This window comes from Streptomyces botrytidirepellens, from assembly GCF_003721215.1.
Classification (GTDB): Bacteria; Actinomycetota; Actinomycetes; order Streptomycetales; family Streptomycetaceae; genus Streptomyces; species Streptomyces himastatinicus.
Genome location: NZ_RIBZ01000327.1, coordinates 1 through 23,361, shown reverse-complemented (window position 1 = coordinate 23,361; position 23,361 = coordinate 1). Strand labels below are relative to the sequence as shown.

General features: G+C 71.4%; 25 protein-coding genes and 1 tRNA gene. 14 read left to right on the top strand and 12 right to left on the bottom strand.

The features are described from left to right. Positions 1 to 40 precede the first annotated feature (40 nt). The 3 genes from EEJ42_RS29315 to gap all read left to right on the top strand — a co-directional run bounded on the left by EEJ42_RS29315 (position 41) and on the right by gap (position 2,310). A tRNA-Ser gene (locus tag EEJ42_RS29315) sits at positions 41 to 127 on the top strand. 120 nt (positions 128 to 247) lie between these two features. After that, positions 248 to 1,204 (top strand): GlxA family transcriptional regulator, encoded by a 957-nt coding sequence (locus tag EEJ42_RS29310; RefSeq protein ID WP_123104646.1) that lies wholly within the window; start codon positions 248 to 250, stop codon positions 1,202 to 1,204. 107 nt (positions 1,205 to 1,311) lie between these two features. Further along, complete coding sequence (gene gap, locus EEJ42_RS29305; protein WP_123104644.1) at positions 1,312 to 2,310, top strand: type I glyceraldehyde-3-phosphate dehydrogenase; 999 nt, start codon at positions 1,312 to 1,314, stop codon at positions 2,308 to 2,310. 147 nt (positions 2,311 to 2,457) lie between these two features. Here gap and EEJ42_RS29300 read toward each other — a convergent pair whose 3' ends face one another. The 3 genes from EEJ42_RS29300 to EEJ42_RS29290 form a co-directional block, all read right to left on the bottom strand. Beyond that, the gene (locus EEJ42_RS29300) at positions 2,458 to 3,627 is read right to left on the bottom strand and encodes an outer membrane protein assembly factor BamB family protein (RefSeq protein ID WP_123104642.1); all 1,170 of its coding nucleotides are present in this window, start codon (positions 3,625 to 3,627) and stop codon (positions 2,458 to 2,460) included. A 208-nt stretch (positions 3,628 to 3,835) separates the two neighbouring features. Next, positions 3,836 to 4,555, bottom strand: a complete 720-nt coding sequence (locus EEJ42_RS29295) for a DinB family protein (protein WP_123104640.1) — start codon at positions 4,553 to 4,555, stop codon at positions 3,836 to 3,838. 90 nt (positions 4,556 to 4,645) lie between these two features. Next, positions 4,646 to 5,479, bottom strand: coding sequence for a LysR family transcriptional regulator (locus EEJ42_RS29290; RefSeq protein ID WP_246097466.1), 834 nt, complete (start codon positions 5,477 to 5,479; stop codon positions 4,646 to 4,648). A 112-nt stretch (positions 5,480 to 5,591) separates the two neighbouring features. Here EEJ42_RS29290 and EEJ42_RS29285 point away from each other — a divergent pair, with 112 nt between their 5' ends. Continuing rightward, on the top strand, positions 5,592 to 5,921 hold the full coding sequence (locus tag EEJ42_RS29285) for an SRPBCC family protein (protein WP_221179441.1): 330 nt from the start codon (positions 5,592 to 5,594) through the stop codon (positions 5,919 to 5,921). Here EEJ42_RS29285 and EEJ42_RS29280 read toward each other — a convergent pair. After that, complete coding sequence (locus tag EEJ42_RS29280; protein ID WP_184503328.1) at positions 5,863 to 6,462, bottom strand: helix-turn-helix domain-containing protein; 600 nt, start codon at positions 6,460 to 6,462, stop codon at positions 5,863 to 5,865. The two genes, EEJ42_RS29285 and EEJ42_RS29280, sit on opposite strands and share 59 nt — an antisense overlap. Before the next feature lie 46 nt (positions 6,463 to 6,508). Here EEJ42_RS29280 and EEJ42_RS29275 point away from each other — a divergent pair, with 46 nt between their 5' ends. Beyond that, a complete protein-coding gene (locus EEJ42_RS29275) occupies positions 6,509 to 7,072 on the top strand; it encodes a GNAT family N-acetyltransferase (RefSeq protein WP_123104634.1) in 564 nt (187 codons plus the stop codon). An 11-nt stretch (positions 7,073 to 7,083) separates the two neighbouring features. On the opposite strand, the gene EEJ42_RS29270 is transcribed toward EEJ42_RS29275, so the two are convergent. After that, positions 7,084 to 8,034 carry a phosphotransferase gene (locus tag EEJ42_RS29270; protein WP_123104632.1) on the bottom strand — a complete coding sequence of 317 codons (951 nt, stop codon included), beginning with the start codon at positions 8,032 to 8,034 and terminating at the stop codon, positions 7,084 to 7,086. 164 nt (positions 8,035 to 8,198) lie between these two features. Here EEJ42_RS29270 and EEJ42_RS29265 point away from each other — a divergent pair, with 164 nt between their 5' ends. Continuing rightward, entirely contained in the window at positions 8,199 to 8,438 is a 240-nt protein-coding gene (locus EEJ42_RS29265; RefSeq protein WP_123104630.1) for a DUF6411 family protein, read from the top strand. 86 nt (positions 8,439 to 8,524) lie between these two features. On the opposite strand, the gene EEJ42_RS29260 is transcribed toward EEJ42_RS29265, so the two are convergent. The 3 genes from EEJ42_RS29260 to EEJ42_RS51170 form a co-directional block, all read right to left on the bottom strand. Next, complete coding sequence (locus tag EEJ42_RS29260) at positions 8,525 to 8,860, bottom strand: hypothetical protein (RefSeq protein WP_123104628.1); 336 nt, start codon at positions 8,858 to 8,860, stop codon at positions 8,525 to 8,527. Continuing rightward, complete coding sequence (locus EEJ42_RS29255) at positions 8,857 to 9,213, bottom strand: hypothetical protein (RefSeq protein WP_123104626.1); 357 nt, start codon at positions 9,211 to 9,213, stop codon at positions 8,857 to 8,859. The genes EEJ42_RS29260 and EEJ42_RS29255 overlap by 4 nt, the downstream gene beginning before the upstream one ends. 120 nt (positions 9,214 to 9,333) lie before the next feature. Next, a complete protein-coding gene (locus tag EEJ42_RS51170) occupies positions 9,334 to 10,581 on the bottom strand; it encodes a DUF6777 domain-containing protein (RefSeq protein WP_123104624.1) in 1,248 nt (415 codons plus the stop codon). Positions 10,582 to 10,861: 280 nt separating this feature from the next. Between EEJ42_RS51170 and EEJ42_RS29245 the strand changes: the two genes are divergently transcribed. Continuing rightward, complete coding sequence (locus EEJ42_RS29245) at positions 10,862 to 11,728, top strand: universal stress protein (RefSeq protein ID WP_123104622.1); 867 nt, start codon at positions 10,862 to 10,864, stop codon at positions 11,726 to 11,728. Positions 11,729 to 11,841: 113 nt separating this feature from the next. Here the strand turns inward: EEJ42_RS29245 and EEJ42_RS29240 are convergent, their stop codons facing one another. Next, a complete protein-coding gene (locus EEJ42_RS29240; protein ID WP_123104620.1) occupies positions 11,842 to 12,867 on the bottom strand; it encodes a 6-phosphofructokinase in 1,026 nt (341 codons plus the stop codon). Between the two features lie 195 nt (positions 12,868 to 13,062). On the opposite strand from EEJ42_RS29240, the gene EEJ42_RS51165 reads away from it, so the two are divergent. From EEJ42_RS51165 to EEJ42_RS29225, 4 genes are all read left to right on the top strand, one after another. Next, the gene (locus EEJ42_RS51165) at positions 13,063 to 13,227 is read left to right on the top strand and encodes a hypothetical protein (RefSeq protein WP_009716632.1); all 165 of its coding nucleotides are present in this window, start codon (positions 13,063 to 13,065) and stop codon (positions 13,225 to 13,227) included. A 184-nt stretch (positions 13,228 to 13,411) separates the two neighbouring features. Next, positions 13,412 to 14,266: an RNA polymerase sigma factor SigF gene (locus EEJ42_RS29235; RefSeq protein ID WP_123104618.1), complete on the top strand. Its 855-nt coding sequence runs from the start codon at positions 13,412 to 13,414 to the stop codon at positions 14,264 to 14,266. A 183-nt stretch (positions 14,267 to 14,449) separates the two neighbouring features. Continuing rightward, the gene (locus tag EEJ42_RS29230) at positions 14,450 to 15,280 is read left to right on the top strand and encodes an RNA polymerase sigma factor SigF (protein ID WP_123104616.1); all 831 of its coding nucleotides are present in this window, start codon (positions 14,450 to 14,452) and stop codon (positions 15,278 to 15,280) included. 38 nt (positions 15,281 to 15,318) lie between these two features. After that, on the top strand, positions 15,319 to 16,188 hold the full coding sequence (locus EEJ42_RS29225) for a hypothetical protein (protein WP_123104614.1): 870 nt from the start codon (positions 15,319 to 15,321) through the stop codon (positions 16,186 to 16,188). A gap of 50 nt (positions 16,189 to 16,238) precedes the next feature. On the opposite strand, the gene EEJ42_RS29220 is transcribed toward EEJ42_RS29225, so the two are convergent. Beyond that, a complete protein-coding gene (locus EEJ42_RS29220) occupies positions 16,239 to 16,439 on the bottom strand; it encodes a hypothetical protein (protein WP_123104612.1) in 201 nt (66 codons plus the stop codon). A gap of 199 nt (positions 16,440 to 16,638) precedes the next feature. On the opposite strand from EEJ42_RS29220, the gene EEJ42_RS29215 reads away from it, so the two are divergent. The 3 genes from EEJ42_RS29215 to EEJ42_RS29205 all read left to right on the top strand — a co-directional run bounded on the left by EEJ42_RS29215 (position 16,639) and on the right by EEJ42_RS29205 (position 20,791). Then, positions 16,639 to 17,124, top strand: coding sequence for a MarR family winged helix-turn-helix transcriptional regulator (locus EEJ42_RS29215; protein ID WP_123104610.1), 486 nt, complete (start codon positions 16,639 to 16,641; stop codon positions 17,122 to 17,124). Positions 17,125 to 17,252: 128 nt separating this feature from the next. Then, positions 17,253 to 19,748 carry an MFS transporter gene (locus EEJ42_RS29210; RefSeq protein WP_484422012.1) on the top strand — a complete coding sequence of 832 codons (2,496 nt, stop codon included), beginning with the start codon at positions 17,253 to 17,255 and terminating at the stop codon, positions 19,746 to 19,748. Positions 19,749 to 19,936: 188 nt separating this feature from the next. Then, complete coding sequence (locus EEJ42_RS29205) at positions 19,937 to 20,791, top strand: YceI family protein (protein WP_123104606.1); 855 nt, start codon at positions 19,937 to 19,939, stop codon at positions 20,789 to 20,791. Positions 20,792 to 20,820: 29 nt separating this feature from the next. On the opposite strand, the gene EEJ42_RS29200 is transcribed toward EEJ42_RS29205, so the two are convergent. Continuing rightward, on the bottom strand, positions 20,821 to 21,606 hold the full coding sequence (locus EEJ42_RS29200) for a TetR/AcrR family transcriptional regulator (protein ID WP_123104604.1): 786 nt from the start codon (positions 21,604 to 21,606) through the stop codon (positions 20,821 to 20,823). 77 nt (positions 21,607 to 21,683) lie between these two features. Further along, the gene (locus EEJ42_RS29195; protein ID WP_123104602.1) at positions 21,684 to 23,210 is read right to left on the bottom strand and encodes an MFS transporter; all 1,527 of its coding nucleotides are present in this window, start codon (positions 23,208 to 23,210) and stop codon (positions 21,684 to 21,686) included. Positions 23,211 to 23,361: the final 151 nt, after the last annotated feature.

The window sequence follows — 23,361 nt, the reverse complement described above, 5'->3', positions numbered from 1 at the left end:
GATTTCGGATCTCGGCCCTTCGTCCGCTAGGCTCTGCCTCGGTAGCGTGTCCGAGCGGCCGAAGGAGCGCGCCTCGAAAGCGCGTGAGGGGGCAACTCCTCCGTGGGTTCAAATCCCACCGCTACCGCTCGAATCACCCCCCTTCCCGGCGGAAACGCCGGGAAGGGGGGTGTTCTGCGTGTGGACGTGTCCCCACAGGCGTGTGGACACGTCCAGGCACGCGTGACGGCCCACGTAACCTCTTCCTGTGCCAGCCTCCCGCCTGCATCGCGTCGCCGTCCTGGTGCTCGAGGGTGCGAAGCCGCTCGATGTCGGCATTCCCGCGCAGGTGTTCACGACCCGCGCGAGCATGCCGTACGAGGTGCGGGTGTGCGGGGCGACACCCGGTCTCGTGACCGGCGGCGATGGCCTCGCGTACTACGTCGCCCACGGCCTCGACGCGCTTGCGTGGGCCGACATCGTCTTCGTCCCCGGCTACCGGTTCCCGGACCGCGACGATCCGCCGCAGGCCGTCGTCGCCGCACTGATCGCCGCCCACGACCGGGGCGCGCGGCTCGCCGCCATCTCGACGGGCGCCTTCGCGCTCGCCGCCACGGGCCTGCTCGACGGCAGGCGCGCCACGACGCACTGGCACTACACGCGGGCACTCATGGCCAGGCATCCGCTCGTCCAGGTGGACGAGAACGTGCTGTTCGTCGACGAGGGCAGCGTGCTCACCTCGGCCGGCGCCGCCTCCGGCATCGACCTGTGCCTGCACATCCTGCGCGGCGACCTCGGAGTGGCCACGTCCAACCACGCGGCCCGGCGTCTGGTTGCCGCCCCCTACCGCAGCGGCGGCCAGGCCCAGTACGTGCCGCGCAGCGTCCCCGAGCCGCTCGGCGAGCGGTTCGCCGCCACCCGCGAGTGGGCGCTGCACCGGCTCGGCGAGCCCCTCACCCTCGACATACTGGCGCGGCAGGCCGGGGTCTCGCCGCGCACGTTCTCCCGGCGCTTCGTCGAGGAGACCGGCTACACGCCGATGCAGTGGGTGATGCGCGCCCGCATCGACCTGGCCCGCGAACTCCTCGAGCGCTCGCAGCGCGGCGTCGAACAGATCGCCGCCGACGTCGGGCTGGGCACCGGCGCGAACTTGCGCCTGCACTTCCAGCGCATCCTCGGCACCACACCGGGCGAGTACCGGCGCACCTTCACCCGGGGCGAGTAACCCGCCCGGCGCCGCGAGGCGGGATCCTTTCGAACCCTGGCGATCCCGCCACTGTCAGCGGCGCGAGCCGCGGGCGAGCCTGGTGGCGAAGGGAAGGGACATCACTCATGACTCGCATCGCCATCAACGGATTCGGCCGCATCGGACGCAATGTGCTGCGCGCACTGCTGGAGCGCGACAGCGCCCTCGAGATCGTCGCCGTCAACGACCTGACGGAGCCCGCCACTCTCGCCCGGCTGCTCGCCTACGACAGCACGGCCGGCCGGCTCGGACGCCCGGTGACCGTCGACGGGGACGCTCTCGTCGTCGACGGCCGTCGGATCACGGTGCTGGCCGAGCGCGAACCGGCGCAGCTGCCGTGGGCCGAACTCGGCGTCGACATCGTCCTGGAAGCCACCGGCCGCTTCACCTCGGCCAAGGCCGCCCGCGCCCACCTCGACGCGGGCGCGAAGAAGGTACTCGTCGGCGCGCCGTCGGACGGCGCCGACGTCACGCTCGCGTTCGGGGTCAACACCGATGCCTACGACCCGGCCGTGCACACGATCGTCTCGAACGCCTCCTGCACCACCAACGCGCTCGCGCCGCTGGCCGCGGTCCTCGACGAACTCGCCGGTATCGAACACGGGTTCATGACGACGGTGCACGCCTACACGCAGGAGCAGAACCTCCAGGACGGTCCGCACCGCGACGCCCGTCGCGCCCGGGCCGCCGGCGTCAACATCGTGCCGACCACGACCGGCGCCGCCAAGGCGATCGGCCTGGTGCTGCCGAACCTCGACGGCAAGCTGTCGGGCGACTCGATCCGCGTACCGGTGCCGGTGGGCTCGATCGTCGAACTCAACACGACCGTCGCCCGCGACGTGACACGCGACGACGTGCTGGCGGCCTACCGCGCCGCAGCGGAGGGGCCGCTCGCCGGCATCCTCGAGTACTCGGACGACCCGCTCGTGTCGTCCGACATCACGGGCAATCCCGCCTCGTCGATCTTCGACTCGGCCCTCACCCGCGTCGACGGCCGCCACGTCAAGGTGGTCGCGTGGTACGACAACGAGTGGGGCTTCTCGAACCGCGTGATCGACACCCTCGAGTTCCTCGCCGCCCGCTGACCGGACGCCGGGCTGGTACCCCGCCTCCGGCGACCGCGCCGGCCAGCGCTCCCTTGGGGCGCTCTGGTTGACCAGTCGGGCCGACCAGAGCGCTCAGTCACAGAAGCGGGGTGTGGACGTCCACGCGCATGACCCGGGACCCCTCTGTCATCGCAGCGCCACCACCCCGGCATCGGTGCGGACGTAGAGCATCCCGTCGCCCTTCACAACGGCCGCGCCACCCTCGTCATAGCTGGCGAACGGCTCCTCGACGAACGCGTCCGGATGAGAGATCCCAGCACCCGCCTCGACACTCCACAGGATGTCTCCGGTGGCGGCGTCGAGCTCGCTGATCTCGCCCGAGCCCGTGGCCGTGTAGATGACTTGGCCGTCCAGCACAGGCGATGCCGCGAGCCCTTCGAGATCCCGCGTCCAGCGCGTCGCGCCCGAGGCGATGTCGATCGCATGCAGAACCGGGCCCGCGTCCACGTCGACGGGAGAGCCCGGCTCGCCACCCGGCTCCGCACCGAAATAGACGGTGCCGTCCGCCACCGCGACAGCGCCGGCCGCATAGGACTCCAGCGCGGGGTCGAGCCGGTGGCACCAGCGGTCCTCGCCCGTACGGGGATCCAGGCCGACGATCTCCAAGGCGTTCCAGGGCCCCGGATCGTGGCCCTCGTCCATGTGGCCCCGGTCGCGCGGCAACCACACCAGACCCCCGCCGACGACCGCGCGGACCGGGGCGAAGGTCATCCAGTCCTCGGCCTCCTCGGTCCGGCGGAGCGGGCAGTCCTCGTAGGCGTCGCCCCGCCGGAACACTTCGTCGCCGGTCGCCGGGTCGAAGGCGAGCAGCCCGCCGTGTGTGCGCTGCTCCTCGAACCCCAGGGCCGCGTAGGCCGTGCCCTCCTCGGAGACCCCCGGGCTCACGCGCATCCACCCGCTCCAGTCCTTCGACCAGACCGGGATCACGTCGGGCAGGCGGAACGCCCTGATCCCCGTGTTGAGCGCATGCACCAGGAGAAGGTCTCCGACAATGGTCGGGCAGCCGTTGTCGTCGAGCGTCCCGACGAGATCGCCCGACCGCACATCGTGCACATGGAGACCGCCCACCACCTCCACGAAGACCCAGCTGTTCCAGATCGCCGGGGTGAGGGAGAACGCCTCGCCGTGCTCCCTCCAGTCTTCGACGGGATCGGCCCTTCGCCAGCGCTCGTCACCGGTTCGCGCGTCGAAGGAGTACACGCTGCCGCCTGCATCGGCCACGATCAAGGCGTCGTCGACCAAGAGCGGTGAGGCGACCACCGGGGCCGCCGTGCGAGCCGTCCATGCCTTCTTCATCGGTCAGCCCCACCATCCCCGTGCTCGTGCGGACGCAGACCGTTCCGTCCGTGAGCGTCCGTACGTCTTCCGGAACGCTACACCCGGGAGCCCGGCGTCGACGCGGTCGACCGCCCGCCATCCGCCGAGGCCCTCGCCCTGCTCGCCAGTTGGAGCGCCCCCTCCGCCCCCTCGGCTGCCCGTACGTCTCGCGGCGGCATGCCCGGGCCTAACCGGGAGTGGTGAAGCGGGTCCGCCACAGGTCGCGCAGCAATGCGATCTCGGCCATGTGGTGGATGAATTCGAGGTTGTTCCCCGACAGCACGGCGATGAACGGGTCGTCGGGGTCGGAGCCGTAGGGATACCGCGAGAAGCCGACCGTGTCGAGCTGCTCCTCCGTGACAGCGGCGACGCTGTCGCGCCAGCGGTCGATCAGCGCCCAGAACCGTTCGAGTGCCAAGGCGGCGGAAGGAGTGAAGTCCACCAGCAGCTTCGGCTCCTGCCGCCGTTCGCCGAAGGACCACTCCCATCGGCCCGCGAAGCAGTAGTGCAGGTGCGCCAGTCGCCACGCGATGGTCGTGACCGGCGTCTCGTCGGGCTCCGGCGCACCCGTGTGGGCGAGGACCTGCTCGACCCGCTCGACGCTCACGCTCCAGTCTTCGGCGATCTTGTCGACGGTCATGCCGCTCGCGGCCTGCCGGGCGACCTCGGCGTATTCGTTCGGCGGGATGTCCGGGGCGCCCAAGTCGAGCACCCACTCGCCCGGCCCGAACGCCCTGGGCGTCGCCGCCTCGCCCCGGCGCCGGATCGACCAGCAACCGGGCACCGGCTCCCACAGGTACTCCTCGTCGCCGAGCCCCGCCAGCCGCACCTGGGCCATCTCCCTGGCGTGGTCGAACTGATCGAGAAGTAAGCCCAAACGGTCGGTCCGCGCCCCCTCGGTCTCCATACCTGACTCCCTTCGCGGGTCTCGTACCTCACTGCGTCCAGGGGGAAGGTAACGGCCCACTTGATGGGGGCGCGACGGTGCCGCGGTCGGTCAGGCCGAAGTGGTGGGCCGGGGCGCTGGTCGCGGTGGCGAGCGCCTCTTCGGCGCCGAGACCGGCCTCGGTGAGCAGTCGCAGTTCGCGGTGCATGCCGGTGCCGTGGGCGGGCACGAACGCGCGTTGACCGCCGACAGGACCGCGTACAGGTTCGGCACGGTGACGGCGGCGCGGGCGGTGAGCTGCTTGCCGAAGGCGGTACGCCAGTAGCGGCGGACGATCGGCAGGTCCTCGGCGTACGTCACCATCGGGACGTCGCGCAGCGCGGCGCACAGGTCGCCGCTCGCCGGATGCCCGGCGACGCGGTCGGCCCATGCGGGGCTCGCCACCAACAGGTACTCCTCGTCGGCGAGCGGCACCGACTCCAGCGCCTTGCCGCGCGGGCGCCGAGTGGTGATCACCAGGTCGTGGCGGCCGGAGCGCATCTCCTCCAGCAGCGGTTCGGGCAGGCCCTGCGTGACGCGCAGCTGGACGCCGTCGGCGACGAGCGGGACCAGCGCGGGCAGCACCCGGACGCACAGCAGCTCCGACGGTCCGGCCAGGTGCACGGGCGCGGTCGTCGCGCCGCCGTCCTCCAGCGATGCCAGCGCGTCGAGCGGTCCGGCGACCTGCCCGGCCAGTTCGCGGGCGTACGGCGTGGGCTCCACCCCGCGCGGCAGCCGGGTGAACAGCTCCCTCCCGGTGTGCTGCTCCAGGGCGCGGAGCTGGGCGGTCACGGTCGGCTGGGACAGCCCGAGCCGCGGGGCCGCAGCCGTCAAGGATCCCGACCGGTAGACGGCCAGGAAGTACCTCCCCGGCACCGGCGACAACTTCGCCTCCAACGAGGTCATCGTCCGGGGCATCACCGCGGCCCGGATCTGGCGCTACCTGACCGACACCTCCGCCTGGGAGTCGTACTACGACAACGTCGCCGACATCTCCTTCCCCCAGGGCGGCGGCCCCGTGCTGGCGGACGGTCTCGTCTTCAGCTTCGGCACCTTCGGCTTCCCGCCCCTGGCCGCCCGCGTCGTCGAGTTCCAGGCGCCCGGTGACGGTGTCCCGGGCCGCCTGTCGTGGACCGCGCGGCAGGAGGGCAAGCCCGAAGAGCGGCTCGACGTGCTGCACGTCTGGCTGGTGGAGGACCTCCCCGGCGGCCGGGTGCGCGTCCTGACCCAGGAGACGCAGATCGGTCAGCCCGCCGCGGAGCTGGCCGGGCAGGCCCCGGACCCGATGCTCAACGGCCACCAGGCGTGGCTGGACGGGCTGGTCCGCGCCGCGTCCGGGGGCGCATGATCAGCGCGGCGACGTGGTACGTGCACGGCGCGTCCGAGGGGTTGGCGTAGGCGTGCGTGACGTCGGCGGCGAAGTACGCGGAGTCCCCCGCGCCGAGGTCCACCGCGCTGTCCGCCACGGTCAGCCGCAGGGTTCCCGATTCCACGGCGATGAACTCATGGGAGCCGGGGGCGTACGCGGGGAACCGGCCCGCGTCGCAGCCGGGCGGCAGGGTGGTGCGGATCCATTCGAAGTTCACGCCGGGCACCACCGGGGTGAGGACGGTCCGCCGCCACCCTCCGGGCTCTTCGACGGCGTCCTGGTCGGCGGCCCGGCGCACGATGAGCCGGTGGTCCTCCGGCCGGGCGACCAGTTCGGCGAGGGGGACACCGAGTCCGTCGGCGATGCGGGCGAGGACGACGACGGTGGGCGCCTTCTGGCCGCGCTCGACCGAGGACAGCATGCTCACGCTCACCTCGGCCGCGTCGGCCAGTTGCTGAAGGGTCAGGCCCCGGTCGTGCCGAAGCCCCTGGATACACCTGCCCATTGCCACGAGGTCCATTACACTATCGTAGCGATCAATTTTTCTATAGTGAAATGAGCCGTGTATGTCCCTCCCCGGAACGGCCATCCGACCGGCAGGCCACGCCGACCTGAAAGCCGTGGCCGACATCTACACGCACTACGTCCGCCACAGCGTGATCACCTTCGACGAGACGCCCCGCTCCGCCGCCGACTGGGAGCAGCTGCTCGACGATCTCACCGTCCGGGGCCTGCCCTTCCTGGTCGCCGAACGGTCCGGCGAGGTCGTCGGGTTCGCGTACGCCGCTCCATGGCGCCCCAAGCCCGCCTACCGGTACACGGTGGAGGACACGATCTACCTCGCCCCCGACGCCACCGGCCGGGGGTTGGGCAGCGCCCTGCTGGACCGCCTGATCACCGAGGCCGGACGGGCCGGGAAGCGGACGATGATCGCGGTCATCGCGGACACCGGCGGTGATGGCACCGGCAGTGACGCCTCGACGGCGCTGCACCGGCGCTTCGGCTTCACCGACGCCGGGCGGCTGACCGCCGTCGGCCACAAGCACGGCCGCTGGGTCGACACGGCGCTCCTCCAGCGGCCCTTGTCCGTACCGGAGCCCGTGCGGGAGCACGCGTCGGAGCCCGGATGAGCCGTCCACGATCAGCCTGCGTGGCCCCCGGCGAACGGCATCGTCCGCCATTGGTCGACGGCCGGTGTCACGTACTCGACCAGCGCGGGCAGTTGCGGCGCGAGCGCGAGGCACGCGACGGCCCGCAGCATGCCCACGGCGTTCACGAAGCCCAGGACGTCCGGGTTCAGCGTCCTCATGCCGTTGCGCCGCGCGCCGCGGTTGTAGGCGGATTCGAGGTCGGGCCCGAGGGCGGCGAGGTCCCACTCGACGGGGCCTGACGTGACGAGCTCGAAGTCGGCGTAGAGGTCCCCGTCCACCCCGGAGAAGATGTTCGCGGGCGGCGAGTCGCCGTGGATGGGCTGGAGTTCGACCCCCGGAAACGCCTTCTCGAAGGCCGCGCGGGAGCGCGTGAGGGGTTCCAGCACCTGCCACTCGCGGCGTGCGCGGTCCAGATCGGCCGGACCGATCAGATCGGGGTGCTTTTCGAGCAGAGCGAGGCTTTCCACGATGAACTGCGGTTCGGCCGCGGACAGAAACGACAGTCGGCCCGGGTAGGCGCGCATCGCGGCGTGCAGGTCGGCGACGCTTTCGGAGTTCGCCGCGTAGTCGGGCGCCTTGGCCCGGTCCTCCTCGACGAACTGCCATAACGTCATCGAGAACCCGTCGCGCCGAACGGGCTCCCGCGGCACCAGGGGGCTCGGCGGGATCACGGGGGTTCCCTGGTCCGCGAGCCACCGCGTGACGTCCAGTTCCGTCTGCTGGCGGCGCGCCTGGGAGTCGAGGTCCGCGGAGGGCGGCAGGACGGTGGGGACCCGGACCACCACCGGGGACGGCGCGAGGTGGACGACGACGGAGAACAGGTCGTGGAGGACCGCGGCATCGGTCACGGTGAGTCCGAGATCCCGCCCCGCTCCGACGGCGGCGTCGACTGCGGCGGAGGTGCGGCGCGCGATGTGTGCGGATGTCATGAAATCAGTCATCGTTCGATCGTTCCATGTCGCAGAGTGACGCGGAAAGACAATTCTCGTGCACTGCCGCGGAATACGGGCGGACGCGGGCCGATACGGGCGGGCGGGATACGGGCGGCATGCGGTCGGGCGGGGTGGGTACTCGGCACCAACGCCTCACAGAGGAGTGCTACGCCATGATTTTCGCCATCGTCGGGATCTGCGTCGTTCTGGCCGTGCTGGCCTTCTTCGTCCCGCGCCTGTCCCGCCACCCCGAACGGGGCACCCAGCGCACCCTGGGCGTCGGATCACGCGCGGGCAACAAGGCCCCCGGCATCCTGGGCCGGATCCTCAGCAAGCCGTTCCGCAGCAGCTCCAAGGCAGTTGGCCGCAGCGGCTCCGCGGGCCGCCGCGCCCGGGGCCGCATGCCCTTCTAGACGGCTCCGACTCCGGCTCCGGCTCCGGCTCCGGACGGCCGTGCCGCGGCGCCCCGTTGGCGCCGCACCCGTGATGTGCGCCCGGCTCAGCCCGCCTTGTCCCGCCCCCACAGGCCGCGGTCTTTGAGGTGGTCCACGCATTCCTCCGGCACCGCCACGTCCGTGAAGATGACTCTGCCCTGGTACGCAGGGGCCCCGGACGGCTTGAGCGCTTCCTGCTGCCTGCGCTTGGCCTCGGCGCGCCCTCGCTCGATGTCGTCGCCGATCCTCCGGCAGTCGACGGTGTACGTGGCCGTCGGCGTCGGCTCCCCTGCGGGGGACTCCGGCTGGGCCGTGTACGGCTCGGCGTTGAGCGCGGCGGTGGCGGCGATACCGGCCAGGCACAGCCCCGCCCAGGCGATGACGATCCCCCGGCGATTCACGCGCCGGACGGGGGCGTGGGGGCGGCGTCCAGCTTCTCCAGGATCCCCTGGAGCCAGCCACGGGCCTTGCCCGTGTTCAGCGCGAAGCGCGCGTGGGAGAGCGGGCGGGTCAAGGGGTTCCGGCGGTGGGCGCGCGCCGCCTTCTCCGCAGCCCTGATGGCCTTGACGGCGAAGGAGAGCCGCAGCTGAAGGTTCTCCGGCTCCGGTACGTCGACCAGTTCCGCGGCGCAGGCGACGACCTTGTCCGCGGCGCCCTCCAGTTCGTCGGCGGCACGGCGGATCCTGGAGGGTTCGTCGAAGGTCGTCAGCAGGTCGTGGACCTCGCGTAAGGCGGCTATGACTTCTGAAGACATGCGCACAGCATGCCGTAACCGGACGGAGGAGCCGTCCCGAGCCGGGACGGCTCCTTCGTGCGCGGCCCCGAAGNGAGCCGTCCCGAGCCGGGACGGCTCCTTCGTGCGCGGCCCCGAAGGTTACTGCTGGGGCGGGGGTTGCTGGGGCGGCGGCTGCTGCGGCGGGGGCGGTGGGGGCGGTTGCTGCGGAGGCGGCGGGGGCTGGGGTTGCTGCTGCTGGTTCTGCTGGTTCGGGTCCGTCGGCTGCTGCGGCGGAGGCTGCTGCTGCGGAGGCTGCTGTCCAGGGTCGGACGGCGGCTGGGACGGCGGCTGTTGCTGCCCCGGGTCGGACGGCGGCTGGTTGGGCGGCGGCGGGGGCTGCTGCTGGGCCGGGTCCGACGGCTGCTGGCCGGGATCCGAGGGCTGCTGCTGACCCGGGTCCGTGGGCTGCTGACCTGGGTCCGTGGGTTGCTGGGACGGGTCCGTGGGTTGCTGGGACGGGTCCGCCGACGTGGTCTCGGACGGACGGATGGTCTCCAGGCCCAGCGGTGAGTGACGCTTGATCCTCTTCGGTGCCTCCGCCAGGTTCGGGGCGTTCTGCTCGCCCGGCATCGCCAGGTACTTGGGGTAGTGGGCCGGGGAGATCACCGCGTCCCGCGCCTTCTTGCCCTTGGCGTCACCGATCACCCGCCGGAACAGCTCCGACTTGCCGATCGTCACCACGGTGATCCGCTTGACCGAGTCCGGGGCGGGGCGGATGACGGTGACCGCGTTCCGGGAGAAGCCGGACCACTCGGGGCCGGTGAACGTCGGCTCGGCGTTCTTCTTCGGGGCCGCCGCCCTGATGGGGTTGCCGGAGGCGCACTTCACGACCGGCATGCCCCGCCGGTCGACGAGCACGGCGGTGCCCGCCTGGAGAACGGTGGCCGCGGGTTTCACCCGGCCCTGGTAGCCGTACGTCCTGGCGTAGGTGTCCGACCGCAGGACGACGCCGGAGAGCCGGTGGACGTAGGCCCGTATGCGCTCCGGCCGGATGTGCTGGACCCGGGCCCAGGCGGCGGCCTTCTTCGGGGTCGCCTTGAGGTCGCGGATCAGCTCCTGCCGGTCACAGGGCTTCCGGCCCGGGACCCCGGAGTAGAGCCCGGGGGTGTCGCCCTGGAAGGCCCGCCCCCCGTTGGAGGGCGAGACCACATGTCTGCGGTCGTGGCCGACGGCCTCGGTGAACGCAGGTACCGAGGTCTTCCCGACCGGTTCCCGGCGGTATTCCGCCGCCGCGGCCCGCCCGGAGGGGGTGACCGCCCCCAGGACCGCCACGGCGGACACGACGGCGACGGATCCGGCGGCAAGTCCTGAACGGCGCGAGGTGAGATGCCATGAGATCGAGCGCATGTCCGTTTCCCTTCCCTCGCCCCCCATCCTGCGCTCGCCCCGCATAGCGCCGCGTCCCCCGAAATCCCGGTATCCGCACCCACCTTCGGGGGACGCGACCGGCACCCCCATCCGCGGGACCCGGCGACACGCAGAACCGCCCCCGGTCCGGTGGCCCGGACCGGGGGCGGCCGCTGCCCCTCGCGGTTCTGTGGAGAGGACCTCTCCGAACATCGCGGATAAATCCCTCGTATCTAGACTAAACGCAAAACCCCATCCGCGCTCCGGGAGGGAGAAGGCGATGACCGGCCCTGTCGTCGTGGGCGTCGACGGCTCAGAGCGCAGCCTGGTGGCGGCCGAGTGGGCCGCGCGGGAGGCGCTGCGCCGCGGGGTCGGGCTGCTGCTGACACACGCGTGCCCCCCGCTGCCGCGCAGGGTCTCCCCGGTGCCCGGATGGACCGCCTGGCAGCACGTGGGCGAGCAGATGCTGCGGCGGACGGCCGACGAGTTCATGGGCCGCCACCCCGGCCTCGACGTCGAGGGGGTGCACACCGACACCGAGCCCGAGCAGGCCCTGCTCGCCGCCGCGGCGGACGCCGGACTGCTGGTCGTCGGGGCGCGCGGCTGGGGCGGCTTCGACGGCCTCGCGGTCGGCTCGGTGGCGCTGCACGTGGCGGCCACCGCGGACTGCCCCGTCGTGACGGTGCCCGACCCGGCGGCGCGGGCGCCGGACGCGGACGAGGTGGTGGTCGGCTTCACCGGGCACGCCCCGGCGGACGAGACGATCGGGTTCGCCTTCCGCGCCGCCCGGGAGCGGGATGCCCTGCTGCGGGTCGTGCACGCGTGGGCGCTGCCCCCGGCGTCGCCCTCCGCCTGGATGCTGACCGTGCTGGAGGAGGACCGCGGCCTGTGGGAGGACCAGGAGAGCCAGGTGGTCTCCGACGCCCTGCGGGCGTGGCGGGAGAGGTACCCGCAGGTCGCGGTGGTGCCGGATGTGGTGCTGCTGGGCCCGGCGCAGGCGCTGGTGCGGGCGTCCGAGCGGGCCCGGCTGCTGGTCGTCGGGCGCCGCACCAGCCCGCGGGTGGCCGAGCGCCGCCTCGGTCCGGTCGCGCACGCCGTGCTGCACCACGCGCACTGCCCGGTGGTCGTCGTACCGCACCCCGCCTGACCGCGGACCTACGCCCTCACCCCCCCGTCAGTCCCTCCCGGTCCGGCTTCCCTCAGCCCTTCTCAGCCCATACGCCCCTGCTCCCATCCCCTCTCTGCTCCTCCATCTCCCCCTCAGCCGAAGAACACGCCGAACTCGGCGTAGAGCGCGGGGTCGACGGTCCTGATCCCGGCCGCGGCCTCGGCGAGCGGTACGCGCACGATGTCCGTACCGCGCAGCGCGACCATGACGCCGAACTCCCGCTCCTTCACCGCGTCGACCGCGCGCAGCCCGAAGCGGGTGGCCAGCCAGCGGTCGAAGGCGCTGGGCGTACCGCCGCGCTGGATGTGCCCGAGCACGGTGGTGCGGGCCTCCTTGCCGGTACGGTCGGCTATCTCCCGGGCCAGCCACTCCCCGACGCCGGAGAGCCGCACATGGCCGAACTCGTCGAGCGCCGAGTCCTTGACCACCATCTGCCCCTCCTTCGGCACGGCCCCCTCCGCCACCACCACGATCGGCGCGTACCTGATCTTGAAGCGGTTCTCCACCCAGCCGCAGACCTGGTCGACGTCGAAGGGCTGCTCGGGTATGAGGATGACGTTGGCGCCGCCCGCGATGCCCGAGTACAGGGCGATCCAGCCCGCGTGGCGGCCCATCACCTCGACGACCAGGGTGCGGGTGTGGGACTCGGCGGTGGTGTGCAGCCGGTCGATGGCCTCGGTGGCGATGTTGACCGCGGTGTCGAAGCCGAAGGTGCTGTCGGTGCCCGCGACGTCGTTGTCGATGGTCTTGGGCACGCCGACCACGCGGATCCCCTCGTCGGCGAGGGCCGCGGCGACCCCGAGCGTGTCCTCGCCGCCGATGGCGATCAGTGCGTCCACATCGAAGTCGGCGAGCGTCTCCCGGACCCGGTGCACCCCGTCCTCGCTCGCCAGCGGGTTGGTGCGGGAGGAGCCCAGGATGGTCCCGCCGCGGGGCAGGATGCCGCGCACGGCCGGCACGTCCAGCGGCACGATCCCGCCGTCGAGGGCACCGCGCCAGCCGTCCCGCACGCCGACGAAGTCGAAGCCGTGCACCTCGACGCCCTTGCGGACGATGCCGCGGATCGCCGCGTTCAGCCCAGGGCAGTCGCCACCACCTGTCAGCACACCCACCCGCATCTCCGCCTCCCTCCACGGCCTTCGATGCCCGCCCCTCTCCAGAGTCCACCCATCGTCGCCCGCGCGCCCACTCCACGGAGTCCGCACCTGTGGATCACCTGCCAGATGATCGGACTGATAAGACTGATGCTTGTGCGGTGTGGATAGACTCCGCCGCGATTACCTCAGGGGACACGGCGGGAGAGGCAGTACGAGATGGCCCAGGCGAAGAAAATCGCGCTTTACATGCTGATCGTCTTCGTGCTGTACACGATCATCCAGACCCCGGCGCGAGCGGCCGATCTCGTCCAGGTGGGGTTCGAGGGCATATCGGAGGCCGCGAAGAGCGTCGGTGAGTTCATGAGCGAACTGGTCAACTGACCGGCCACCCGGGATCAGCACCCGGGTGATCACCGGCTCCGCCTTCCGAGTACCGACGGAAGCACCTGCCCCACTATGGGGCAATTTCGCCACCAACACGTAGTAAAGCGGTGCTTGCACACAGTGCACATGTCTTGTGATGCTATGACCGCTTTGCCGGGTGAGTACATCGTGAAGGGGTGGCGTGACCGTGTCGGCCCGTACCGCGCCCAGAACCCCGCCCCGAGGCGATGGCGGCACAGGTGACGGCGGCAGCGAGAGCGGCAGAAGCCGCGGGGCTGACGCCAGAGCCCTCACCCAGGTGCTCTTCGCCGAGCTCTCCGGCCTCACCCCCGGCACCCCCGAGCACAACCGGGTGCGCGATGCGCTGATCGAGGCCAATCTGCCGCTGGTCCGCTATGCCGCCGCCCGTTTCCGCAGCCGCAACGAGCCCATGGAGGACGTGATCCAGGTCGGCACGATCGGCCTGATCAACGCGATCGACCGGTTCGACCCGGGGCGCGGCGTCCAGTTCCCCACCTTCGCGATGCCGACCGTCGTCGGCGAGATCAAGCGCTACTTCCGCGACAACGTCCGCACCGTGCACGTACCGCGTCGGCTGCACGAGCTGTGGGTGCAGGTCAACGGCGCGACCGAGGACCTGACCGTGCTGCACGGCCGCTCACCCACCACCGCCGAGATCGCCGAGCGGCTGGGGCTGGGCGAGGACGAGGTGCTGGCCTGCATCGAGGCCGGGCGCTCGTACCACGCCACCTCGCTGGAGGCGGCTCAGGAGGGCGACGGACTGCCGGGGCTGGTCGACCGGCTCGGCTACGAGGACCCGGCGCTCGCCGGAGTCGAGCACCGCGACTTGGTGCGCCATCTCCTCGTACAGCTGCCCGAGCGCGAGCAGCGTATTCTTTTGCTCCGTTACTACAGCAATCTGACTCAATCTCAGATCAGCGCCGAACTGGGTGTCTCGCAGATGCATGTGTCCCGGCTGCTGTCCCGCAGCTTCGCCCGGCTGAGATCCGCAAATCGGATCGAACCGTCATCGTGACGAGGGACCCCCACCCCGCCCCTTCGGCGCTGTAATGTCGACATGGCGCTACAGCGTGTTGCCGACATGTGACATTCTGCTGGAGTCGCGTTTGCCGCGGCCCGACCTCCGGTATTCAGGGGAAGGCTGCGCTTGAACGCGGAGAGCGCAACTGGGATCCGTCCGCGACCTCAAGGGGGTGGCATGTCCGTAGAACTGGGCAGCTCGAAGGTGCTCACCAACGACGCACCGCACGTGCTTGACGACTGCGACGCCATCGACACCCGCACCCTCTCCCGCTCCCTGTTCCTGCGGCTTGCCGCACTCGACCGGGACAGCGAGGAAGCCGGCTATGTACGTGACACGCTCATCGAGCTGAACCTTCCGCTGGTGCGCTACGCGGCGGCCCGGTTCCGCAGCCGCAACGAGCCGATGGAGGACATCGTCCAGGTCGGCACGATCGGTCTGATCAAGGCCATCGACCGTTTCGACTGCGAACGCGGGGTGGAGTTCCCGACCTTCGCGATGCCGACCGTCGTCGGCGAGATCAAGCGCTTCTTCCGCGACACCAGCTGGTCGGTGCGCGTGCCGCGGCGGCTTCAGGAGCTGCGGCTGGCGCTGACGAAGGCCAGCGACGAGCTGTCCCAGAGCCTCGACCGCTCCCCGACCGTCACCGAGCTGGCCACGGCGCTCGGCGTCTCCGAGGAGGACGTGGTCGACGGGCTCGCGGTGGGCAACGCCTACACCGCGTCCTCGCTGGACTCCCCCTCCCCGGAGGACGAGGGCGGCGAGGGTTCGCTGGCCGACCGGCTCGGGTACGAGGACAGCGCCCTGGAGGGCGTGGAGTACCGCGAGTCGCTGAAGCCGCTGCTCGCCAAACTGCCCCCGCGCGAGCGCCAGATCATCATGCTCCGCTTCTTCGCCAACATGACGCAGTCCCAGATCGGCGAGGAGGTCGGGATCTCCCAGATGCACGTCTCCCGGCTGCTCACCCGGACCCTGGCCCAGCTGCGCGAGGGACTCATCGCGGACTGACCCTGTACTCCTGACGGGCCGTCAGCCACACTGGCCCGATGCGACCCGCGGGGAGTCGGACCAGCCGGACAACGGGCCGCCGAGGCACGGCGATCGCCTCCTCGGCGGCCGCGCTGTGCCTGGGCGCGCTGCTCAGCGGCTGCGCCGGAGGCGGCGAGGGCCATGTCGCGACCGGGGCGGCCGGCCCCGGTGACGGGCGGGCCCCGACGAAGGCCGTCCCCCCGGAGGGCGGCGTCGACCTGGTGCCGCTGGACCAGGACGACGACCCCGGCGCGCGCGGCCGTACGGACGGCAGGCGCGGGCCGGGCGGGACCCCGGGGACGGCCGGTACGGACGCGAGCGGCGCGTCCCCCACCGCCGGGTCCACCACCGGATCCGGCACGGGGACCGATACGCCCGCGCCCTCGGCGTCATCGCACCCCCCGGCCACCGGCTCACCGGATGCCGACGACCGGGGCGGCGACAGCGACCCCGGTGACGGACGTACGAACGACGAGCCCGCCCCCTCGCCCCCCTCCGGCACCACGTCGCCCTCGCCCTCCACGCCCGGAAAACCGGCGGCCCTGAAGGTCGGCGACCCCGAGCGCACGGCGACCGACGAGCGCTGGTGCGAGAAGGTGAGCGTCGAGTTCCGCAACACCGGTGGGCTGCCCGTCGTATCGGGCACGGTGACGCTGTCGACGCACGTCATCGACGCGCTCGGCCTCGACTGGGCGACGCTGGAGTCGAAGAGGAAGCTGCCCGCGCCGATCGGCGCGGGTCAGAAGCGCACGCGGAGCTGGAAGGTGTGTGTGGACGCCTGGCGGGTTCCGCTGGGCATGCACATCGAGACCCGGGACGTCTCTGTCGACTGGAAGCCGTGGAAGCCCCCGAAGCCCCGGGAGTCCGGGACACCAGAGGTGTCGTGAGCACCTGACGGGGGACCCGATGCCTGACGGCCCCTGACGGGCCCGATGGATCAGCCCAGCGCCAGCCAGGCCACCGCCGCGACGATGACGATGGCGGCGACCACGCCGACGATCACGCCGACCCGCGAGCCGCCGCTCGCGGTGGCGGCCGTCTGCGGCTGCCGTCCGCCCTCGTCGACGAACGCGCGGAACATCTGGGTGGAGCCGGCCTGATCCTGGTTGCCGTTGGGGCTCTGGGGGTTGTTCGCCATGGGCCCAGACCCTAGCGAACGAGCGGATTCCCGCCCACCCCTGGGTCACTCCAGGCACCTCACATCTCAGTGACCCCATTTGACCGATAAGAGGACAAGCCTTTAAGGGGAATTTACCGCCCCAACCCACCCTGTCATTTGCCTGTAGCAACTAACTTCTTCTATGGTTGCCTAAAGCAACCTAAGTCAAGGAGGTGCGATGGCCGCGCAGAGTCAGTACGAAGAGCTGGCCCGTCAGCTCAGCGCCATCGGCACCGTCAAGCGCGGCCTGGGCCGCGTCCTCCCGGCCGACTGCCCGGCCGGTTCGGCCGTCGTCCTCATGCTCCTCGAGCGCTACGGCGAGATGCGCATGAGCAAACTCGCCGAGCTGCTCGGCATCGACATGTCGGTCACCAGTCGCCATGTGGCCCATGTCGCCGACCGCGGCTGGGTGGACCGCAAGCCCGATCCGCTCGACCGGCGCTCGCGACTGCTGAGCATCAACGCGAGCGGGCTGAAGCTGCTCAGCCAGGTGTCCGAGCGCTACACGGAGGCACTCGCAAGCTGTCTGAGCGACTGGTCGGACGACGACGTCGGCCGCCTCAATGAACTTCTCGCCCGGCTGCGGACGAGCTTCGGTGACACCCGGCACCGGCTCCTGCCGCACCAGGCGGACAGCACCACCCGTACACCCTCGCAAAGTTAAGGACATTCATGGCAACGACCACACCGGACGGCGGTGTGCGGGGACCCGCGGGGCACCCCGCCCACGCCAAGCAGGGCGGAGGAGGACACCACGGCCCCCACGGCCACGGTGCCGACGCCGCGGCACCGATGACCCACCGACAGATCATGGAGGCGCTCTCCGGGCTGCTGCTCGGGATGTTCGTCGCGATCCTGTCGTCGACCATCGTCTCGGCCGCACTACCCGAGATCATCGCTGATCTCAACGGCGGCCAGTCCTCCTACACCTGGGTGGTCACCGCAACCCTGCTGGCCATGACGGCCACCACCCCGCTGTGGGGCAAGCTCGCCGACCTCTTCAGCAAGAAGCTGCTGGTCCAGATAGCCCTGGTGATCTACGTCGCGGGCTCGGTGGTCGCCGGTCTGTCGCAGAACCCCGGCATGCTGATCGCCTGCCGGGTGGTCCAGGGCATCGGCGTCGGCGGACTCTCCGCCCTCGCCCAGATCGTCATGGCCGCGATGATCTCCCCGCGCGAGCGCGGCCGCTACAGCGGCTACCTCGGCGCGACCTTCGCCGTCGCGACCGTCGGCGGTCCGCTGCTGGGCGGCGTGATCACCGACACCGACTGGCTGGGCTGGCGCTGGTGCTTCTACGTGGGCGTCCCGTTCGCCGTCATCGCGCTGATCGTGCTCCAGAAGACCCTGAAGCTCCCGGTCGTCAAGCGGGACGTCAAGGTCGACTGGGGCGGCGCCTTCTTCATCAGTGCCGCGGTGTCGCTGCTGCTCATCTGGGTGACCTTCGCCGGTGACAAGTACGACTGGCTCTCCTGGCAGACCTACGCGATGGTCGGCGGCTCGCTCGTGCTCGGCCTGCTCTTCATCCTGGTCGAGTCCAAGGCGAGCGAACCGATCATTCCGCTGCGGCTGTTCCGCAACAAGACGATCACCCTCGCCTCGCTGGCTTCCCTCTTCGTCGGTATCGCGATGTTCGCCGGCACCGTCTTCTTCAGCCAGTACTTCCAGCTGGCGCGCGGCAAGACGCCGACGATGTCCGGCCTCATGACCATCCCGATGATCGGCGGCCTGTTCGTCTCCTCGACCATCTCCGGTCAGATCATCACCAAGACCGGCCGCTGGAAGGCATGGCTGGTCTGCGGCGGCGCGCTGGTGACGGCGGGCCTCGGGCTGCTGGGCACCATCCGGTACGACACCCCGTACTGGCGCATGTCGATCTTCATGGCGCTCATGGGCCTCGGCATCGGCATGATGATGCAGAACCTGGTGCTGGCCACCCAGAACCAGGTGGCTCCGCAGGACCTCGGTGCGGCCAGCTCCGTCGTCACCTTCTTCCGCTCCCTGGGCGGGGCGATCGGCGTCTCGGCGCTCGGCGCCGTGCTGGCCAACCGGGTCACCCACTACGTCAAGGACGGCCTCGCCGAACTGGGCCCCAAGGGCCGGGCGATGGGTCACGGCGGCACCGGCGGCGGGGGCATCCCCGATGTGAAGGCCCTGCCGGAGCCCATGCGCACGATCATGGAGAGCGCCTACGGGCACGGCATCGGGGACGTCTTCCTGTACGCCGCGCCGGCCGCGCTGCTCGCCTTCCTGCTGACCCTCTTCATCAAGGAGGTCGCACTGCGTACCAACGCCAACTCCGCTCCCGATGCGCAAGCGCCCGCCGCGGCCGCCGAGTCGGCGCCCGCCCCCGCGGACGCCATGACCGGCCCCGACCGGATCGAGGAGCGGGAGCCCGCCCTGGTGGGCGCCCCGTCCGCCGATCTGTCCACCTCGGACGCCGATCGCGCGACGGCCGCCGCGGTCGCCCCGCAGCGCCTGGCGGCGTTCGCCTCGACCGGTGACGGCGGGGCCGGGCACCAGCCCCGGCAGGGCGTGCACGGCTTCGTGCGGAACGGGGACGGCGGCGCCGTGCCGCGCGCCGCGGTGACGCTGATCTCGCTCGCCGGGCGACAGCTCGGCCGTTCGGTGGCGCACAGCGACGGCTCGTACGCCCTGGACGCCCCGGGCTCCGGCTCGTACGTGCTGATCGCGGCCGCCGACGGCCACCAGCCGCAGGCGTCCACGGTCGTCGTCGGCGACGAGCCGCTCGGCTTCGACATCGTGCTGTCGGCCACCAGCGGGCTCGTGGGCACCGTGCGCGGCGCCGACGACGGGCAGCCGGTGGACGCGGCGATGGTCGTGGTCACCGACGTCCGCGGTGAGGTGCTGGCCACCGGCAAGACCGGTGAGCGGGGCGAGTTCAGCTTCGAGGAACTGGTCGCCGGGACCTTCACGGTCGCGGTGAACGCGCCCGGCTACCGGCCCGCCGCGCTGCCCGTCGAGGTCGGCTCCCAGGGCCTGACCCGGCTGGAGATCGCGCTCCAGGCCGGCGCCCGGGTGCAGGGCACCATACGGGCCGGGGCCGACCGCCGCCCGCTGCCGGACGCGCGGGTCACGCTGGTCGACGCGGCCGGGAACGTGGTCGCCACCGCCACCACCGGGGAGGACGGCGCGTACGCCTTCACCGACCTGGACGCGGGCGACTACACGGTCATCGCGAGCGGCTACCCGCCGGTCGCGGGCAACCTCACGGTCGCCGGGCACGGGATCGACGGACACGACGTCGAACTCGCCCACCCCGGCGACTGAGAACCCCGGGGCGGGGGCGTGCGCAGAGCGGAGACGCGCCCCCGCCCCGGTCCGGGCGGCGCGCATTCCGCCGGACCCGGAACCCGGAGCCGGGCAGCGGTGTACATCAGGCAGGGGACGGCCTCACACCGCTGCCCGGTCCGGGCGCGGAAGACCAAGCAGTACGGGAGCAGGAGACGACGCACGGCATGACGACGACTGGGGCAGGAGCAGGCGGGGGAGCGGGGCTGCGGGCCCGGATCCTCACCCGCGACGGATGGGCGGTGCAGCACGCGGTGCTGACCGTCACCGATATGACGGGTGGGCAGGTGCTGCGCGCCCAGGCCACCGAGGACGGTTCGGTGCGCAGCGAGGAGCCGCTGCCGCCCGGTCCGTACACGATCATCGCCACCGCGGTGGGCTACGCACCGGTGGCGTCGACGGCGATCGTCACCGCGGCCGGGCGCGCCGATGTGGGCACGGTGGTGCTGGCCCGGCAGGGCGGGGTGGAGCTGCCGCCGCCCGGGGCGTGGACGCTGGATCCCGCCCATTCGACGGTGGGGGCCGTCGCTCAGCACCTGGGGATCTCCAGCGTGCACGGGCGGTTCACGGACTTCGGCGGGCGGATCGAGATCGCCGAGGACATCGAGAAGTCGCGGGTCGAGGCGGTGATCCAGGCGGCCAGCATCGACACCGGAAACACGATGCGGGACGGCCATCTGAAGTCGCCCGACTTCCTGAACGTGGAGCAGTTCCCGGTCCTCACCTACCAGAGCACGCATCTGAGCGCGGCCGGACCGGACCGGTGGACGGTGCACGGTGAGCTGTCCATGCACGGTGTGGTGCGGGACGTGGACCTGGACCTGACATATCTGGGCACGGGCCCCGACCCCTGGGGCGGGGTGCGGGCGGCCTTCCGGGCGACCGCGGAGCTGCACCGCGAGGACTTCGCGATGAACTACAACCAGGTGGTCGCGGCGGGCATCGCGGCGATCGGTACCACCCTGCGGGTGGAGCTGGACATACAGGCTGTGCAGGGCGAGGAGCTTCCGGCGGCGGCATGACCGCCGCGCCGCCCGCTCGCGGGTGCGGGTTAGGGGGCGTCCCGCAGGGCCTCGATACCGGCGATCGCGAAGTCCAGCGCGATGGTGAACTCCCGGTTCCGCGTCTCCTCGACGGTCTGTCCGCGGCTCGCTTCCATGGTCTTGCGCGATTCGTCGAACTCCGGGCGCTCCTCGACCGAGCTCATCACCTCCTGGAGCAGTTCGTCCTGGGTGACGCCCAGCGTCCGGCAAAGGGCGGAGAAGCGGCCCTCGATGGTGCTGAAGCCGTAGACGAACTGATAGACGAGGGAGAGCGCACTGGTGATCTTGTCGTCCGGAAGTCCGCTGTTGCGCATCACCCGCTGCGCGGCGTTGGAGAAGGCCATCGCGTTCGGCCCGATGTTGAAGTACTCCCCCAGCAGCGGGGACAGCCAGGGGTGGCGCACCAGCAACTTGCGGTATTCGGAGGTGAGCTGGCGCAGCTGCTCGCGCCAGTCCCGGGGCTCGGTGGGCAGGTGTTCCAGCTGCTCGGCGGGCTGGACGGCCTCCGAGGGGAGGGCCATCTCTCCCATGACGGCGTCGAGGGCGAGTTCGAGCAGATGGTCCTTGGTCTCCACGTACCAGTAGACCGACATGGCGGTGACCCCAAGATCCGCCGCCAGCCGGCGCATCGAGAAGCCCGCGAGCCCCTCGGCGTCCAGCAGCCGGACGGTCGCCGCGATGATCTTCACATGGTCGAGACCGACCGGCTGCTGATCGCCCTTGCGTTTGGGGGCCTTGCGCTCGGAGAGCCAGACGCTGGACCGTGGGCGGGTGACACGGCTGCCGGTTGCCATGGCGGCTCTCCTTCTTCGCTGCGCTGCTGCCGCGTATCAGGCGGACACGATGCGCGACGGGTCATACAGGTCCGATGCTATGCCGCGGACGGCGTCTGTGAAGATCGCTCGGCACGACGGAGCAGCAGCGCGGCCAGCACCCCACCGGCGAGCACGGCCGCCGCGCCGACCAGCTGGCTGGTCTCCACCCCGGAGGCGAAGGCGTCCCTGACGGCCGCCCGGTCCTCGGGGGTGCGGGCCGCGGCGACGGCGGCCGGGAGCGAGCCCGCTCCGGCGGCGGCCGCGGGCAGCAGCGAGCCGAAGCGGGAGTTCAGCACCGCGCCCAGGACCGCGACGCCGAGCCCGTTGCCGCATTCGGTGAGGGTGCCGTTGACCCCCGCGCCCACCCCGGCCTTCTCCGGCGGGATGGCCGACATGATGGCGTTCGCCATCGCGGGCATGGCGAACGCGATACCGGACCCCATCACCACCAGGCCCAGCAGCATCCCGCCGTAGCCGTCCGCGCCGAGGACCGCGATGAGCGCGAGGCCGAGCGCGAGCAGCCCCATGCCGGTGACGATCATCAGCGGCGTGCCGAGCTTCGGAAGCAGCCGGGCCCCGACACCGGTGAGGTTGAGCGCCACGATCACCAGGGCGAGCGGCGCGGTACGCAGCCCCGCGTCCAGCGCGTCGTAGCCGAGCACGAACTGAAGGTGCTGGGTGAGCAGGAAGAGCGAGCCGCCCATGCCGAACGCGACGAGGATGCCGCCCGCGACGGCGCCCACGAAGGAGCGGTTGCGGAAGAAGTGCATGTCCAGCATCGGATAGGGGATATGACGCTCCCACAGCGCGAACCCGGTCAGTACGGCGACGCCGACGAAGGCGGACAGCAGCACCCGGGTCGAGGTCCAGCCGTGCTCGGGCCCGGAGATGATGGCGAACACCACCCCGGTCATGCCGACCGTGGAGAGCAGCGCGCCGAGCAGATCGGGCCGGTCGCCGGTCGGGTTCTTGGACTCGGGGACGAGCCAGACCACGGCGGCGAGGCCGAGCAGGGCGACCGGGAGGTTGATGAGGAAGATCGAGCCCCACCAGAAGTGCTCCAGCAGACCGCCGCCGATGAGCGGTCCCGCGGCGAAGCCGAGCGAGCTGACCGCGCCCCACACGCCGATCGCCCTGGTCCGCTCGGTGTCGTCGAAGATCTGCACCACGACGGCGAGCGTGGTGGTCATGAGCAGCGCGCCACCGACGCCCATCCCGGCGCGGGCGGCGATCAGCTGGCCCGCCCCCTGCGCCATCGACGCGACCAGCGAGCCCACGCCGAACAGGGCGAGGCCCGCGACCAGCATCTTCTTGCGGCCGTATCGGTCGGCGGCGCTGCCCGCGCTGAGCAGCAGTCCGGACTGGACCAGCGAATAGGCGTTGATCATCCACTGGATGTCGGCGGTGGTCGCGTCCATCTCCCGGGCGAGGGAGGGGACCGCCACGTTGAGGATCGTGTTGTCCAGCAGCACCGTGAGCTGGGCGAGGCAGATCACCGCGAGGATCAGCCAGCGCTGGGGATGGCCACCGGAGGTGGTGCCGGGCGGGGCGGCCGGTCCGGTAGCGGCGGTCGAGGCCGTCATGGGGACTCCAGGGAGACGTTTGTACGGTGTATGGCTACGTGTTTGACTTACACCGTACAAGCGTCACTGTACGCCGTACAGCGAATTTCCGCGCCCGCGCGTCCCCGTGCGTCCATACGGGTACGGGCCGGTGGCCGCGGGGGGAACGCGG

Excerpts from the sequence above, each read along its gene's own strand:
- gap (WP_123104644.1), top strand. The coding sequence starts at position 1,312 with ATGACTCGCATCGCCATCAACGGATTCGGCCGCATCGGACGCAATGTG.
- EEJ42_RS29300 (WP_123104642.1), bottom strand. The coding sequence starts at position 3,627 with ATGAAGAAGGCATGGACGGCTCGCACGGCGGCCCCGGTGGTCGCCTCA.
- EEJ42_RS29295 (WP_123104640.1), bottom strand. The coding sequence starts at position 4,555 with ATGGAGACCGAGGGGGCGCGGACCGACCGTTTGGGCTTACTTCTCGAT.
- EEJ42_RS29290 (WP_246097466.1), bottom strand. The coding sequence starts at position 5,479 with ATGACCTCGTTGGAGGCGAAGTTGTCGCCGGTGCCGGGGAGGTACTTC.
- EEJ42_RS29280 (WP_184503328.1), bottom strand. The coding sequence starts at position 6,462 with ATGGACCTCGTGGCAATGGGCAGGTGTATCCAGGGGCTTCGGCACGAC.
- EEJ42_RS29275 (WP_123104634.1), top strand. The coding sequence starts at position 6,509 with ATGTCCCTCCCCGGAACGGCCATCCGACCGGCAGGCCACGCCGACCTG.
- EEJ42_RS29270 (WP_123104632.1), bottom strand. The coding sequence starts at position 8,034 with ATGACTGATTTCATGACATCCGCACACATCGCGCGCCGCACCTCCGCC.
- EEJ42_RS29265 (WP_123104630.1), top strand. The coding sequence starts at position 8,199 with ATGATTTTCGCCATCGTCGGGATCTGCGTCGTTCTGGCCGTGCTGGCC.
- EEJ42_RS29255 (WP_123104626.1), bottom strand. The coding sequence starts at position 9,213 with ATGTCTTCAGAAGTCATAGCCGCCTTACGCGAGGTCCACGACCTGCTG.
- EEJ42_RS51170 (WP_123104624.1), bottom strand. The coding sequence starts at position 10,581 with ATGCGCTCGATCTCATGGCATCTCACCTCGCGCCGTTCAGGACTTGCC.
- EEJ42_RS29245 (WP_123104622.1), top strand. The coding sequence starts at position 10,862 with ATGACCGGCCCTGTCGTCGTGGGCGTCGACGGCTCAGAGCGCAGCCTG.
- EEJ42_RS29240 (WP_123104620.1), bottom strand. The coding sequence starts at position 12,867 with ATGCGGGTGGGTGTGCTGACAGGTGGTGGCGACTGCCCTGGGCTGAAC.
- EEJ42_RS51165 (WP_009716632.1), top strand. The coding sequence starts at position 13,063 with ATGGCCCAGGCGAAGAAAATCGCGCTTTACATGCTGATCGTCTTCGTG.
- EEJ42_RS29230 (WP_123104616.1), top strand. The coding sequence starts at position 14,450 with ATGTCCGTAGAACTGGGCAGCTCGAAGGTGCTCACCAACGACGCACCG.
- EEJ42_RS29225 (WP_123104614.1), top strand. The coding sequence starts at position 15,319 with ATGCGACCCGCGGGGAGTCGGACCAGCCGGACAACGGGCCGCCGAGGC.
- EEJ42_RS29220 (WP_123104612.1), bottom strand. The coding sequence starts at position 16,439 with ATGGCGAACAACCCCCAGAGCCCCAACGGCAACCAGGATCAGGCCGGC.
- EEJ42_RS29215 (WP_123104610.1), top strand. The coding sequence starts at position 16,639 with ATGGCCGCGCAGAGTCAGTACGAAGAGCTGGCCCGTCAGCTCAGCGCC.
- EEJ42_RS29210 (WP_484422012.1), top strand. The coding sequence starts at position 17,253 with ATGACCCACCGACAGATCATGGAGGCGCTCTCCGGGCTGCTGCTCGGG.
- EEJ42_RS29205 (WP_123104606.1), top strand. The coding sequence starts at position 19,937 with ATGACGACGACTGGGGCAGGAGCAGGCGGGGGAGCGGGGCTGCGGGCC.
- EEJ42_RS29200 (WP_123104604.1), bottom strand. The coding sequence starts at position 21,606 with ATGGCAACCGGCAGCCGTGTCACCCGCCCACGGTCCAGCGTCTGGCTC.
- EEJ42_RS29195 (WP_123104602.1), bottom strand. The coding sequence starts at position 23,210 with ATGACGGCCTCGACCGCCGCTACCGGACCGGCCGCCCCGCCCGGCACC.